At 68.1% G+C, this 14,307-nt stretch carries 14 protein-coding genes; 7 read left to right on the top strand and 7 right to left on the bottom strand.

Annotated features, from left to right (window positions below; all coding sequences use genetic code 11):
* Window positions 1-114 precede the first annotated feature (114 nt).
* Complete coding sequence (locus J3367_RS12625; RefSeq protein ID WP_421461270.1) at window positions 115-1,329, top strand: MFS transporter; 1,215 nt, start codon at window positions 115-117, stop codon at window positions 1,327-1,329.
* On the opposite strand, the gene argB is transcribed toward J3367_RS12625, so the two are convergent.
* On the bottom strand, window positions 1,326-2,228 hold the full coding sequence (gene argB / locus J3367_RS12620) for an acetylglutamate kinase (RefSeq protein ID WP_024351641.1): 903 nt from the start codon (window positions 2,226-2,228) through the stop codon (window positions 1,326-1,328). The genes J3367_RS12625 and argB overlap by 4 nt on opposite strands.
* Before the next feature lie 222 nt (window positions 2,229-2,450).
* On the opposite strand from argB, the gene J3367_RS12615 reads away from it, so the two are divergent.
* Entirely contained in the window at window positions 2,451-3,020 is a 570-nt protein-coding gene (locus J3367_RS12615; RefSeq protein WP_024351642.1) for a histidine phosphatase family protein, read from the top strand.
* A 10-nt stretch (window positions 3,021-3,030) separates the two neighbouring features.
* Here the strand turns inward: J3367_RS12615 and J3367_RS12610 are convergent, their stop codons facing one another.
* From J3367_RS12610 to J3367_RS12600, 3 genes are all read right to left on the bottom strand, one after another.
* Window positions 3,031-4,935, bottom strand: a complete 1,905-nt coding sequence (locus tag J3367_RS12610; RefSeq protein WP_024351643.1) for a propionyl-CoA synthetase — start codon at window positions 4,933-4,935, stop codon at window positions 3,031-3,033.
* 188 nt (window positions 4,936-5,123) lie between these two features.
* Entirely contained in the window at window positions 5,124-5,933 is an 810-nt protein-coding gene (locus tag J3367_RS12605) for a DUF6064 family protein (RefSeq protein WP_024351644.1), read from the bottom strand.
* Window positions 5,934-5,942: 9 nt separating this feature from the next.
* The gene (locus J3367_RS12600) at window positions 5,943-6,887 is read right to left on the bottom strand and encodes an aldo/keto reductase (RefSeq protein WP_421461265.1); all 945 of its coding nucleotides are present in this window, start codon (window positions 6,885-6,887) and stop codon (window positions 5,943-5,945) included.
* A gap of 92 nt (window positions 6,888-6,979) precedes the next feature.
* Between J3367_RS12600 and J3367_RS12595 the strand changes: the two genes are divergently transcribed.
* From J3367_RS12595 to xylB, 5 genes are read left to right on the top strand one after another with little or no spacing between them, the layout of a single operon-like run.
* Window positions 6,980-7,243, top strand: coding sequence for a hypothetical protein (locus J3367_RS12595; protein ID WP_155898533.1), 264 nt, complete (start codon window positions 6,980-6,982; stop codon window positions 7,241-7,243).
* Window positions 7,244-7,294: 51 nt separating this feature from the next.
* Window positions 7,295-8,608 (top strand): xylose isomerase, encoded by a 1,314-nt coding sequence (xylA, locus tag J3367_RS12590; protein ID WP_024351645.1) that lies wholly within the window; start codon window positions 7,295-7,297, stop codon window positions 8,606-8,608.
* A gap of 39 nt (window positions 8,609-8,647) precedes the next feature.
* Window positions 8,648-8,845 carry a type II toxin-antitoxin system HicA family toxin gene (locus tag J3367_RS12585; RefSeq protein ID WP_024351646.1) on the top strand — a complete coding sequence of 66 codons (198 nt, stop codon included), beginning with the start codon at window positions 8,648-8,650 and terminating at the stop codon, window positions 8,843-8,845.
* On the top strand, window positions 8,842-9,240 hold the full coding sequence (locus J3367_RS12580) for a type II toxin-antitoxin system HicB family antitoxin (RefSeq protein WP_024351647.1): 399 nt from the start codon (window positions 8,842-8,844) through the stop codon (window positions 9,238-9,240). The genes J3367_RS12585 and J3367_RS12580 overlap by 4 nt, the downstream gene beginning before the upstream one ends.
* Window positions 9,241-9,265: 25 nt before the next feature.
* Window positions 9,266-10,723, top strand: coding sequence for a xylulokinase (gene xylB, locus J3367_RS12575; RefSeq protein ID WP_421461262.1), 1,458 nt, complete (start codon window positions 9,266-9,268; stop codon window positions 10,721-10,723).
* Between the two features lie 51 nt (window positions 10,724-10,774).
* On the opposite strand, the gene J3367_RS12570 is transcribed toward xylB, so the two are convergent.
* From J3367_RS12570 to xylF, 3 genes are all read right to left on the bottom strand, one after another.
* Window positions 10,775-11,527: an ATP-binding cassette domain-containing protein gene (locus tag J3367_RS12570; protein WP_029703515.1), complete on the bottom strand. Its 753-nt coding sequence runs from the start codon at window positions 11,525-11,527 to the stop codon at window positions 10,775-10,777.
* Between the two features lie 80 nt (window positions 11,528-11,607).
* On the bottom strand, window positions 11,608-12,918 hold the full coding sequence (locus J3367_RS12565) for a sugar ABC transporter permease (RefSeq protein ID WP_024351650.1): 1,311 nt from the start codon (window positions 12,916-12,918) through the stop codon (window positions 11,608-11,610).
* A 197-nt stretch (window positions 12,919-13,115) separates the two neighbouring features.
* Window positions 13,116-14,159 carry a D-xylose ABC transporter substrate-binding protein gene (gene xylF / locus J3367_RS12560; protein ID WP_024351651.1) on the bottom strand — a complete coding sequence of 348 codons (1,044 nt, stop codon included), beginning with the start codon at window positions 14,157-14,159 and terminating at the stop codon, window positions 13,116-13,118.
* Between the last annotated feature and the right edge of the window lie 148 nt (window positions 14,160-14,307).

The raw sequence follows: 14,307 nt of genomic DNA, 5'->3' as shown, positions 1-14,307 counted from the left end.
GTTCGCACCAGGCCAGCGCCACGGCAGTTCAAGTCGCAGCGAAGCAAACCGGGGCGGCCGCAAGGGAACCGTGACGGGGCCACGATCTTTTCCTCGCCGGATCGGAGCGAGGTCATGACGCCATTCATCAAGCTTTCCGCGGCAGGCTTCGCGGCGACCGCCATCACCTTCGGGCCCGCCCGCATGGGGTTCGGCCTGTTCCTGGCCGAGTTCAAGTCGACCTTCTCCCTGTCGACCGGCATGGCCGGCGTGATCTCCGGGATCGGCTTCTTCGGCTTCTTCCTGGGGCTGTTGATCAGCTACGCGATGACCGCACGATCCGGGCCGCGCATGCCGGTGGTGTCCGGCCTGTTCGCAGCGTTGGTCGGCATGGCGATCGTGGCGGCGGCGCCGAATGCCTGGGTGCTGGCCGCCGGCGTGTTCCTCGCCACCTCCAGCGCCGGCTTCTCCTGGGCGCCGTTCAACAACGCCGTCCATCGTCTGGTCGACGAGGCCCGGCGTCCGGCGACGCTCTCCATGGTCAGCACCGGAACCAGCCTCGGCGTTGCGGCTGCCGGCGCGACGGCCCTGATGGTCAGCTATGGCGAATCGTCCTGGCGCTACGGCTGGGCCGGCTTCGCGGTCGTGGCGGCACTGGCGCTGGCCGGCAATATCGGGGCGCTGCGCGAGCTGGCCGGCGATCCCGGGCCCCCGGGGAAAGGAAGCTGGAAATCGCTGATCGCCGAGCCGGCGCGGCCGCTCCTGTGGATCGCCCTGTCCTTCGGCATCACCACGACGATCTACATCTCCTTCGCCGCCGACCGGATCCAGCAGGCCGGCGGACTGCCCGGCATTCCGGAAGGCGCCGCGCCGGCCATCGTCTTCCTGTCCTATGGCATTTTCGGCCTCATCGGCCTGACGACCGGGCAGGTCAAGACGCTGATCGGGCTGCCCTGGCTCCTGCGGCTTCTGCATGTCGCCGCGGCCGCCGCGCTGGCGCTGATCGCGCTGGCTCCGAATTCCTGGGCCGGCGTCGTCGTCTCGGCCGGGCTGCAGGGCGCCTATGTGATGATGATGAGCGCGGTGATGGCGTTCTGGTCGGAGGAACTGTTTCCCTCCATGCCGTCGCTGAGCTTCACCGAGGCCCTGCTGGCGGTTGCCGTTGGCAGCGTCGTCGGTCCGCTCGTCGCCGGTTTCGCCTCGAGCGCCTTCGGCCCGGAAGCGATGTTCCTCGGCGCCGCCGGCATCGCCGCGGTCACCGCAGCGAGCATCCTGCCGCGGATGATCCGCGAACGCTGGCCACGCGAGGCCAGCACTGGCGGCGCGGCCATGCGCCGTCGCAGCCCCTAGGGGACGATCAGCGTGCCGGCGCCGTGCTCGGTCAGGAGTTCCAGCAGCACCGCGTGGCGCTTCTTGCCGTTGAGGATCACGACGCCCTCGACGCCGTTCTCGATGGCCTCGATGCAGGTCTCGACCTTGGGGATCATGCCGCCGGAGATCGTGCCGTCGCGGATCAGGGTGCGGGCCTCGGCGACCGAGAGCTCCTTGATCAGCTCGCCGGACTTGTCGAGGACGCCCGGCACGTCGGTCAGGAACAGGAGGCGCGAGGCTTCCAGCGCACCGGCGATGGCGCCGGCGAAGGTATCGGCATTGATGTTGTAGGTGGCGCCGTCGCGGCCCGGCGCGACCGGGGCGATGACCGGGATCATCTCGGAGCGGGCGAGAAGGTCGAGCAGGGTGCGGTCAACCTCGACCGGTTCGCCGACGAAGCCGAGATCGAGCACCCGCTCGATGTTGGAATCGGGATCGACGACCGTCTTGCGCGCCTTCTCGGCGAAGACCATATTGCCGTCCTTGCCGCACAGGCCGATGGCCCATTCGCCCTCGGCATTGATCAGCGCGACGATTTCCTTGTTGATCGAACCGGCAAGGACCATCTCGACGATCTTCACCGTCTCCTCGTCGGTGACCCTGAGGCCGCCCTCGAAGCGCGATTCGATGCCCATCTGGGACAGCATGCGGCCGATCTGCGGGCCGCCGCCATGCACGACGATCGGATTGACGCCGGACTGCTTGAGCAGGGCGATGTCGCGGGCGAAGGCCTGGCCGAGATCGGCATTGCCCATGGCGTGGCCGCCATATTTCACCACGACGGTCTTGTTCTCGTAGGCCTGCATGAACGGCAGCGCCTCGGCGAGGAGGCGGGCCTGGGTCTCGCCGGTGTCCGGCTGCGGATCGGAATGGTTCATGGGCGGTCTCCGGACCCCGTGCTGATGCGTCGCGGGCGGCTTCTAGCCGGAATTGGCGACAAGAGAAACTGCCGGGCGGCACAGAAATGGCGCTCACTCGTCCATATCGGGCGCTGCGTCATGTCGTCCGCCTCACGCGATCGTGGGGCGCTGCGGCCTGTCGGATCCGGCCCGATGCCCGAAATTCCGCGCGTTCGCCAACCGACCGGAGTGCCGCCCGCCATGCGAAATGCCGTGACCGCCTGCCTTGTCTCCCTGCTCCTTCTTCTTGGCGCCGCCGCGAGCGCGTCGGCACAGGAGGAGTTCGATGCGGCGCGGGCCGCGGACACCCACATCCTCATGCGCCATGCGATTGCGCCGGGCACGGGCGATCCAGCCGGTTTCACGCTCGGCGACTGTTCGACCCAGCGCAATCTGTCAGAGGAGGGGCGGGCGCAGGCGCGGCGCATCGGCGACCGCCTGCGCGAGGCCGGCGTCGCCATCGGCATGGTTCTCGCGAGCCAATGGTGCCGGTCCAGCGAAACCGCCGAGCTTTTGGGTTTCGGTCCGGTGACGGCCGCGCCGGAGCTCAATTCCTTCTTCGCCGACCGCGGCAAGGGCGCGGCGCAGACGGATACGTTGAAGGCGCGGCTCGCAGAACTCGATGCGGCCGGCCGGAAGGCGGCGCTGGTCAGCCATCAGGTCAACATCACCGCGCTGACCGGCATTTATCCGGCCTCCGGGGAGATCGTGGTGATCGCCCTCGGCGAAGACGGCAATGTCACCGTCGAGGGGCGTATCCGCACCGACTGACCGGCGCGGCTCAGTCGCCCGAGACGGCGCGGCGGATGTCGTCGAGGGCGGTCGCGTCCTCGATGGTCGCGGGGGTCTCGTAATCGTCCCGGTCGACGATCGCCTTCATGGTGCGCCGCAAGACCTTGCCGGAGCGGGTCTTGGGCAGCTTGTCGACCACGAGCACGCGCTTGAAGGCGGCGACCGGCCCGATGCGTTCGCGCACCAGCGTGATCAGCTCCGCCTCAATCTGCCCGCGATCCAGCTGGCTGGTGTTCTTCAGGACGACGAAGCCACAGGGCAACTCGCCCTTCAGCGCGTCGCGCATGCCGATGACGGCGCATTCGGCCACCGCCGGATGGCCGGCTACGGCCTCTTCCATCTCGCCCGTCGACAGGCGGTGGCCGGCGACGTTGATCACGTCGTCGGTGCGGCCCATGACGTAGACATAGCCCTCCTCGTCGATGAAGCCGGCATCGGAGGTGGAGTAATAGCCGGGAAAGGCCGTCAGATAGGCGTCCCTGAAGCGATCGTCGGCGTTCCAGAGGGTCGGCAGGGCGCCCGGCGGCAGCGGCAGCTTGATGGCGATGGCGCCCATCTCGTTGGGCGGCGCCTGTTCGCCCATGGCATTCAGCACCTGCACGTCGAAGCCGGGCATGGCGACGCCGGGGCTGCCGCGCTTGATCGGCAGGAGGCCGAGCCCGAGGGGATTGGCGGCGATCGGCCAGCCGGATTCGGTCTGCCACCAATGGTCGATGACGGGCCGCTGCAGGGCCTTTTCCGCCCAGATCAGGGTTTCCGGATCGGCGCGCTCGCCGGCTAGAAACAGTGCCTCGAATTGCGACAGATCGTAGTCGCCGGGCAGCTTGCCGTCGGGGTCCTCCTTGCGGATGCCGCGGATCGCCGTCGGGGCGGTGAACAGCACCTTGACCCCATGTTCGGCGGCCACGCGCCAGAAGGTGCCGGCGTCGGGCGTACCGATGGGCTTGCCCTCGAACAGGACCGTGGTGCAGCCGCGCAGGAGCGGCGCGTAGACGATGTAGGAATGGCCGACGACCCAGCCGACGTCGGAGGCGCAGAAGAACACCTCGCCCTGGTCGGTGCCGAAGATCGCCTGCATCGACCAGTGCAGCACCACCATGTGGCCGCCAGTGTCGCGCACGACGCCCTTCGGCTTGCCGGTCGTGCCGGAGGTGTAGAGGATGTAGAGCGGGTCGGTGGCCTTCATGGACGCGCAGGGCACCTCGCGCCCGGCGGCGATGGCGGCCATCGCATTGTGGCGCAGTTCGTCCCAGTCGTGGTCGCGGCCCTCGATCAGGTCGCAATCGAGTTCGGGACGGCGCAGCACGATGGTGGCAGCCGGCTTGTGGGTGGCCAGTTCGATCGCCTTGTCGAGGAGAGGCTTGTATTCGACCTTGCGGGTCGGCTCGATGCCGCAGGAGGCCGACAGGATCAGGGTCGGCGCCGCGTCGTCGATGCGCGCCGCCAGCTCACGGGCGGCAAAACCGCCGAACACCACCGAATGGATCGCGCCGATGCGGGCGCAGGCCAGCATGCCGATCATGGTTTCCGGCACCATCGGCATGTAGATGATCACCCGGTCGCCCCGGCCGACGCCGAGATCGGTGAGATTGGCGGCCAGCGCCTTCACCTCGACCAGCAATTCGCCATAGGTCAGCCGGCGCTTGCCGCCGGTGACGGGGGAATCGTGGATGATCGCGACCTGGTCGCCGCGTCCGGCCTCGACGTGACGGTCGATGGCGTTGAAACAGGTGTTGCATTCGCCGTCGGGAAACCAGCGGCCATAGACGCCGGCATCGGGGTCGAGGGCGCGGGTCGGCTTCTTCGTCCAGACCAGCTTGCCGGCCGCGTCGAGCCAGAATTTCTCCGGGTCGCTTCGGCTGGCGTCGTAGACCTCGTGATAGCGGCTGGCCATGGTCGTTCCTCCCCGTTGCGCCTCGTGCTGGTGCGCTGCCGCTGCACCGGATTCCGCGATCTCCCCGCCGCGCCTGACGACAGGCACGGCGCCGCAAGAGGGTAACCTAACGACGGGTGAGGGGAAGGGACATTCGCCTTTCGGCGCGGACGCCAGCGGCCATCCGGGCTTGGCGCAGGGCCCGCCGTTCAGGATCGTCCGGTGCGGGCGCCCTGCGGACTGGTGGGCAGGAAGGTTGCTGCAAGGCCACGCGGGACGGCTGCGGTCTCGGCCGGCCTGATCGCCGGCAGGGGATCGGTGACGGCGTTGTCGCGCGGGTGGCGCGCCGGCAGCAGCAGGATTACCAGCCCGACCATCGTCGCAGCGGCCAGCAGCAGCGCGTCGCCCGGCGTTTCGAGGAGCCATAGGGTCATGGCGCTTGCCGCCAGCCACAGCAGCGGCAGCGCGGCGAGCGACAGGGCCAGCCGGCGATGCGGGATGGTGACGGCGAGAAGGCCGATGGCGACGAGGGCCGTGGGGTCCGGAGCCAGGGCGAACCATTCGAGGCCGTTCGCCGCACGGCCGAACAGCCAGCCGGCCAGCGGATGGACGAAAAGACCGTAGAGAGCAAAGGCCGTTCCCGCCAGGAGCCGGGGCGTCGAAACAGAGATGCGCGGCTGAGCGTACCGGCCGAGGACGACGGACGCCACGAGAAGCAGCGCAGCCTCGGCAACGAAGGTCCAGCCCGAATAGATCGCGGCCCAGTTGATCGTCGCATAGACGCCGAAGAAGAACAGCCAGGCCGACGTCGCGAAGGCCGCCGCAAGCAGGGCCGCGCTGGCCGGTGAAGCCCAGCGATGCCGTGCGGCCCCGAGCCCGAGGCAGGCCAGCGCTGCCGCGATGCCGACAACCGGAAGCGGCCAGGCGCGTGCGTTGATCTGGGCGAACAGATCCCGGTAGATCGCCGCGTCGAACAGGAGGAAGTCCTGCAGGCTGTAGGTGGACAGATCGGCCAGCATGACAGCGGTCTAGAGATTGTCGAAGGCGAGCGCCATCTGCCGGCGCTGCGACGCATCGGGCATCGGTCCCGTCGCGGCGGCCATGTTCTCGCGCAGATGGTCGACGCGGCGGGTTGCCGGGATCGCGACGGTCAGCGCCGGATGCGAGACGATGTATTTCAACAGGAATTGCGGCCAGGTTTCCGCACCGATCTCGGCAGCGACGGCCGGCAGCGGCTGACCGGCAATCGCGTCGATCAGCGCCCCGCGCCGAAATGGCCTGTTGGCGATCACTGCGATGCCGCGTTCGGCGGCCAGCGGCAGCAGCCGCTCTTCGGGCTCCCTGTCGGCCAGATTGTAGGTGAGCTGGACGAAGTCGATCGGCCGGCTTTCCATGATTGCCGCGACCTCCGCGTGGCGGCGGCCATGGGAGGTGGTGATGCCGATATGGCCGATGCGCCCCTCCGCCTTCATCGCAGCCAGCGTGTCGAGATGCCCCTCCCAGCCGACGAGATTGTGCACCTGCATCAGGGCGAGGCGCGGAACGCCCCACAGGCGCTCGGTCTCGGCGATCTGCGCAGGGCCGTCGGAGGGCGAGCCCGTCCAGACCTTGTCGGCGGCAAACAGGGTGTCGGGAATGCCGAGCTGGCTGAGGCCGTGGCCGATGGTTGCCTGGGACGAGCCGTACATGGGCGAGGAATCGATCATGCCGCCGCCGGCCTCGAAGAAGGCCTGCATGACGGCCGTTCGCTCGGCCAGCGCATCGGCATTGTCACCGACATTGAAGGTGATCCATGTGCCGAGCCCGATGACCGGAATGGCAACGCCGCTGGACGGGACGGTCTTCGTCGTGAGGGCGCCGGACCCCGCACCTGCCGCCGGCTGCGCACCGGCGCGGGGCAGGCCGAGCGTCGCGGCGAGGCCGGTGGCGGCGGCGCCGGTCAAGATGGTCCGGCGGTCGAACAAGTGCGGCATGGGATCCTCCGGTCTGGGCATGTCGAGGTGCAACCCGAGGAGAGCACGGAGGTTGCGACGACGCGACCCAGTGCCGCTCACGATTGTCTCAGATGACCGTCAACGGCCCGGCCAGACGGTCAGAAAGCACTCGCGGCGAATTTTTGAGGTGCGTACTTCAAAACGCGGCGAGCCTGCGCGATACTGGGCGGGAAGACGCGGCGTGGGGCTCGCTCAACTACTCCGCGCCGATCCGGGAGGATGCCATGATGACGGAAGAAGCCGCGCGCGCGGCGCGCGATGCGCTCGGCGAAAGCCGGGCGTTCGGGCGGTTGTCGCCGCGTTCTCCCGGGCCGTCGCCATCCCTTCGCACCTGACACCACCGCCATTTCCGTGGGCGCAAAGCCCGACCTTCAGGAAGCTGTCCCATGTCCAACACCTCCTTCTTCGATCTCTCGACGCCGGTCGCCTTTGCCGGCGAACAATCGACCGACCCGCTCGCCTTCCGCTTCTACGACAAGGACCGGCAGGTGATGGGCAAGCGGATGGAAGACCATCTGCGCTTTGCCGCCTGCTACTGGCATTCCTTCACCTGGCCGGGCGGCGATCCCTTCGGTGGTGAGACCTTCCTGCGGCCCTGGATGCATGGCGACGATCCGCTGGCGCTGGCCCGCCAGAAGGCCGATGTCGCCTTCGAGATGTTCCGGCTGCTCGACGTGCCGTTCTTCACCTTCCACGACGTGGATGTGGCGCCGGAAGGCACGTCGCTGCAGGAATCCAACGACAATCTGAAGGCGATCACCGACATCTTCGCCCAGAAGATGGAGAGCCAGAAGGTGCGCCTCCTCTGGGGCACCGCCAATCTCTTCTCCAACCGGCGCTACATGGCCGGCGCGGCCACCAATCCCGATCCCGACGTCTTCGCCTATGCGGCGGGGCAGGTGAAGGCGGCGCTCGACGCCACCCATCGCCTCGGCGGGGCGAACTATGTCTGCTGGGGCGGGCGCGAGGGCTACGAGACCCTGCTCAATACCGACATGAAGCGCGAACTCGACCAGCTCGGCCGGTTCTTCGCCATGCTCGTCGACTACAAGCACAAGATCGGTTTCGAGGGGCCGATCCTGATCGAGCCGAAGCCCAAGGAGCCGACCAAGCACCAGTATGATTTCGATGCGGCGGCGGTCTTCGCCTTCCTGCAGAAATACGATCTCCTCGGCGAGGTGAAGCTCAATATCGAGCAGAACCACGCCATCCTCGCCGGTCATTCCTTCGACCACGAGGTCCGCTACGCCTATGCCAACGACCTGTTCGGCTCGCTCGACGTCAATCGCGGCGACGACCTCCTGGGCTGGGACACCGACCAGTTCGCCATGGATGTGAAGGAACTGGCGCTGGTCTTCCACGAGATGCTGCAGCATGGCGGCTTCACCACGGGCGGGCTCAATTTCGACGCCAAGATCCGGCGCCAATCGATCGATCCAGACGACCTGCTGATCGCCCATGTCGCCTCGATGGACGCCTGCGCCCGCGGCCTTCTGGCCGCCGAGAAGATGCTGGCCGACGGCGCGCTGACCAGGCATGTCGACGACCGCTATGCTGGCTGGGACGGCGGCGAGGGCAAGGCGGTGCTTGCCGGCGAGCGCAGCCTGGAACAGGTCGCGGCACGGGCGCTCGACCTCGACCCGCAGCCCCGCTCGGGCCGGCAGGAATATCTCGAGGGCGTGGTCAACCGCTACGTCTGACGGCTTGAGGATGTCGGGCAATGATGTGTATTCATACACATGGATAGTCGCGACATCCTCGCTGCCCTGCTTTCCGATGGATGGCGCGAGGTTCGTCGGCGGGGCAGCCACATGCAGTTGAAGCATCCGACAAAGCCCGGCCTTGTCACGCTGCCTCACCCCAAGCGGGACCTGCCGAGCGGCACCCTGCGAAGCATCGAGAAGCAGGCCGGACTTGTGCTGAGGAAAACCAGATGACCGATTACATCGCGATCATCCACAAGGAGGGCGACAGCGATTTCGGCGTGTCGTTCCCCGACTTTCCCGGCTGCGTGACGGCGGGGCGGACGCTCGACGACGCCCGCACGATGGCGCAGGACGCCCTGGCGCTGCATATCGAAGGGTTGCTGGAGGACGGAGGCGCGCTGCCCGTTCCCTCGTCGCTGGAAACCGTCATGTCGGATTGCGGCTACCGCGAGGGCGTCGCGATCCTCGTGTCGGCGCCGCGTCGCGCCCCGCGTTCGGTGCGGGTCAATGTGACCATCGCTGCCGACGAACTGGCGGAAATCGATGCCTATGCCGCGCGGCACGGTCTGACCCGGTCGGGCTTCCTCGCCGCGGCGGCCCGGCGCAAGCTCGACGAATCCGCATGAACCTGCGGCCAGTGAAGGACGTGACATGAGCAATTATCTCGGCCTCGATCTCGGCACCTCCTCGCTGAAGGCGCTGCTGATCGGCGACGACCAGCGCGTCATCGCGTCCGCTTCGGTGCCGCTCAGCGTCGAGCGGCCGCAATTCGGCTGGTCGGAGCAGGACCCCGAAAGCTGGATCGCGGCCTGCGAGACCGCGCTGGGCGAGTTGTCCGATACCCATGGCGCCGATCTCGCGTCGGTGGCCGGCATCGGCCTGTCCGGACACATGCACGGCGCGACGCTGCTGGGCGCGGACGACGCGATCCTGCGGCCCTGCATCCTGTGGAACGACACCCGCAGCCACGAAGAGGCCGCCGAACTCGAAGACGAGGAATCGCGGGCGATCACCGGCAACATCGTGTTTCCGGGCTTCACCGCGCCGAAGATCGTCTGGGTCGCGCGCAACGAGCCGGAGGTCTTCGCCCGGCTGCGCCGGGTGCTGTTGCCGAAGGACTATCTGCGGCTGTGGCTGACCGGCGAGGCGGTGTCGGAAATGTCGGATGCCGCCGGCACGGCCTGGCTCGACACCGGTGCGCGCGACTGGTCGGCGCGGATGCTGGAAAAGACCGGGCTGACGCTGGACCACATGCCGCGGCTGGTCGAGGGCACGGCGGTTTCCGGCGGCCTGCGCCCCGAACTCGCGGCGCGCTTCGGCATGCAGGAGGGCACGGTGGTGGCCGGTGGCGGCGGCGACAATGCCGCCTCGGCCTGCGGCGTCGGCGTTGCCGAGCCCGGCACCGGCTTTTTGTCACTGGGCACCTCGGGCGTGCTGTTCACCGCCTCTGCCGGCTACGAGCCCGCGCCGGAGACGGCGCTGCACACCTTCTGCCACGCCATTCCCGGCCTCTGGCACCAGATGGGCGTGACGTTGTCGGCGGCCGGTTCGGTGGAGTGGCTGTCGAAGCTCCTGAAGGAGGAGCCGGCGGCGCTGACCGGCGCCTTGGGCGAGACGGTGCAGGCCCCCGGCCGGCTGACCTTCCTGCCGTATCTGTCGGGCGAGCGCACGCCGCACAATGATTCCGAAATCCGCGGCGTCTTCGCCGGGCTGGAGGCCGATACCGGCCGCGAGGCGATGACCCGCGCCGTGCTGGAGGGCGTCGCCTTTTCCATGCGCGATTGCCTGGAGGCCGGCGGCGAGGCGGCGCGTCCGCAGCGGCTGATCGCCGTGGGCGCCGGTTCGCGCTCGGCCTACTGGCTGCAATTGCTGTCGAATGTGCTGGACACGGAGATCGCACTGCCCGAGGCGGGCGATTTCGGCGCCGCCTTCGGGGCGGCCCGGCTCGGCCTCTGTGCGGCGACCGGCGACGATCCGACGACGGTGATGACCGAGCCGCCGATCGCTAGGCGGTTTCGCCCGGACAACGCCCACGGCCGGGCCTTCGACGACGCCTATCTGTTCTATCGCCGGCTCTACCCGGCGCTGCGCGCCGCCATGGCGGACTGACCCGGAAGGCATTCGGGCGCGAGAACCTCCCGCGCCCGATCAAACGATCTGCTATTCGCGCATTGCCCCTGGGCCGGGCGTTGCGCCGGGCGGGCACTTGCCGAGGATGATCATGCCGAGGACCTCGTCCTTGGTGACGTCCTCGGTCCGTGCGCCGCCGACGATCTGGCCATTCTTCATCACCACCACCCGGTCGGCGAGGTCGAAGACGTCGTGGATGTCGTGGCTGATTAGGAAGATGCCGATCCCGTCCTTCTTCAGTTCCTTGATCAGTTCGCCGACCTGCGCGGTCTCCTGCGGCCCGAGCGCCGCGGTGGGCTCGTCCATGATCAGGATCTTGGCGTTGAAGAGGATTGCCCGGGCGATGGCGACGGACTGGCGCTGGCCGCCGGAGAGCGCCTTCACCGGCTCCTTGAAGCGCTGGAAGTTCGGGTTCAGCCGGCCCATCACCTTGCGGGCCTCGGCCTCCATGGCGCCGTCGTCGAGCGTGCCCCAGGGGGTCAGCATCTCGCGCCCGAGGAAGAGGTTGGCGGCGGCGTCGACATTGTCGGCCAGCGCCAGCGTCTGGTAGATCGTCTCGATGCCATAGGCCTTGGCGTCGCGCGGATTGGCGATTGCCGCCGGCTCGCCGCGCACATGGATCTCGCCGGAATCGCGCTTGTAGGCGCCGGACAGAATCTTGATCAGCGTCGACTTGCCGGCACCGTTATGGCCGAGCACCGCGACCACTTCGCCGGGATAGAGATCGATGGTCGCGCCGTCGACGGCATGGATGCCACCGAAGGCGATCGAGATGTCGCGCATGTCGACCAGCGGCGGACCGCTGCGGTCGACGGGGTCGCTGTGACCGGCGCCGTGGTCGTGGATGGACTGCTCGGTGGCGCTCATGCGGCCCTCCTGCGATAGACGGTGTCGATCCACACGGCGATGATCAGGACCACGCCGACGACGATCGACTGCAGCGGCGAATCCACGCCCAGAAGCACCATGCCCGACTGCAGCGACTGCATGACCAGCGCGCCGAGCATGGCGCCAATGATGGTGCCGGCACCGCCGGCGAGCGACGTGCCGCCGATGACCGCGGCGGCGATGACGTAGAGCTCGTCCAGCGTGCCCAGCGCGTTGGTGGCGGCGTTGAGGCGGGCCGTGGAGATCGCGGCACCGAGGGCGGCGAGGCCGCCCATCAGCATGAACACCTTCATCACCACCCAGCGGGTGTTGATGCCGGCAAGCTCGGCGGCCTCGGGATTGCCGCCGATGGCGAAGACGTAGCGGCCGAAGCGGGTGCGCTGGGTCACGAAGGTCATGACGATGCCGACGACGATGGCGATCAGCACGGGCACGGCGACGCCGTAGCCGATATGCAGGCCACCTTCCGGCACCTCGATACCGGCGGCCTCGGCGTAGCGCCGGGCGATGGCGGACGGCCATTCATAGGCGTTGAGGACCAGAGCGGCGCCCAGGATGATGATGGTGGTGACGGCGGCGATGGTCACCTCCGCCCAGACCGGTCGCTGCGGGAAGCCGAAGCGCACCCGGCGCTTGCGTGCAAAGACCAGCGAGGCGACGACGGCGATACAGGCGAGGATGGCGAGGATCCATGTCCAGGTCTCGCCGAGCGAGCCCGTGGCGCCGCCGCCCATCAGCCGGAAGGTGTCGTCGAGCGGGGCGACGGTACGGCCCGAGGTGAGCCACCAGGCGCCGCCGCGCCAGATCAGCAGGCCGCCCAGCGTGACGATGAAGGCCGGCACGCCCATGAAGGCGATTATGTAGCCCTGCAGACCGCCGATCGCGACGCCGACGAGGATGCCGGCGGCGAGGGTGAGAAGCCAGGTGAAGGGGCTGTCGAAGCCGAGCATGCCGGGCAGGATGTTGGCCTGCAGCGCGGCCATGGCCATGCCGGTGAAGCCGAGGATCGAGCCGACCGACAGGTCGATGTTGCGGGTGACGATGACCAGCACCATGCCGGTCGCCATGACCGCGATGGACGAGGTCTGGACAGTCAGGTTCCACAGGTTGCGCGGGGTGAGAAAGATGCCGCCGGACAGGACGTGGAAGACCAGCCAGATCACCAGGAGCGCGCCGACCATGCCCAGCATGCGGGTGTCGACCTCGGTGGCCCGGACAAATCGGGACAGACCGCCTCCCGTCGACGCGCGGGCGCCGACGCTGGGTTCGGATGCCGACTGGCTCATGCTCGCCTCCCTGGCGCAATCACGCTGGTGCGGTGCCGGGCGAAAGGGCCCGGGGCAAGGCGTTCAGCGCTGTCCTGTTGGAATGTTGCACCCGATCCGGCCGTGGGGGAAGCGCCGGGCCGAGGACCGGGCGTTCGAGCAGGCCGTGAGGGTGAAAGGCCGCCCCCTGTTCGGGAGCGGCCGTCCTGTCGTCTGGCTTAGTCGCAGGCCGGAACCGAACCGGCGTCGACGCCCTGGCAGACCACGTCCTTCGACACCCAGCCGGCGTCGATGATGGTGTCCAGATTGTCCTTGGTGATCGCCACCGGCTTCAGGAAGATCGCCTGCATCTCGGTGCCGTTCGGGCCGCCGGACCAGGATTCGACGCCCTCGACCTCGTTCATGGCGGTGCCGTCGGCGAGATCGATGGCGATCTCGGCGGCGCGTTTGCCCAGCTCGCGGGAATCCTTCCAGACCGAGACGGTCTGCGTGCCGCGGGCGATGCGGTTGAGCGCGGCGAAGTCGGCATCCTGGCCGGAGACCGGTACGGAGCCGGCCAGACCCTGGGACTCCAGAGCCGCCACGGCGCCGCCGGCGGTGCCGTCATTCGAGGCGACGACCGCGTCGACCTCGTTGTTGTTGGCAGTCAGGATCTGTTCCATGTTCTGCTGGGCGTTGGCGGGCAGCCAGCCGTCCGTATAGGCCTCGCCGACATTCTTGATCTTGCCGGAATCGATGGCTTCCTGGAGCACTTCCATCTGGCCCGAGAACAGGAAGTCGGCGTTCGGATCGGCCGAGGAGCCCTTGATGAAGGCGTAATTGCCTTCCGGCTGGGCCTTCTGGACTTCGCGCGCCTGGATGCGGCCGACTTCCTTGTTGTCGAAGGTCAGGTAGAAGGCGTCCGGGTTCTCGATCAGACGGTCGTAGCCGACCACCGGGATGCCGTTGTTGACGGCGGCCTGCACGGCCGGGCCGATGGCGGCGGAATCCTGCGCCAGGATGATCAGCGCGTCGGCGCCCTGCGAGATCAGCGACTCCACGTCGGTGAGCTGCTTGGAGGCCGACGACTGGGCGTCCGCCGAAATGTAGGTGGCGCCGGCGGCCTCGAGGGCCTTCTTGATGGCCGCCTCGTCGGTCTTCCAGCGCTCTTCCTGGAAGTTGGACCAGGACACGCCGACGGTCTTGCCGTCCTGCGCGGCGGCCGATCCGGCGGCAGCCATCGAGAACACCGCGCCAGCCAGCGCGAGCTTCAGAAACTTCATGATTTTCCTCCCGGCGCCATGGCGCCCGCTTTCCGGTCCCCGGCCCACATCCCGGCCGTCGAGACTTTTTCCAAGCCTCGGAAAAAATCGTGACAGCAATTTTCAGGCGTGTCAACATGACAATAGGGCTATGGCTATCCGCCGAGGA

Origin of the sequence: Aurantimonas sp. NFXS3 (assembly GCF_049132005.1) — a bacterium.
GTDB lineage: Bacteria > Pseudomonadota > Alphaproteobacteria > Rhizobiales > Rhizobiaceae > Aurantimonas > Aurantimonas coralicida.
Note: the sequence above shows the minus strand (reverse complement) of the source record. Positions and strands in the feature narration are given on the sequence as shown.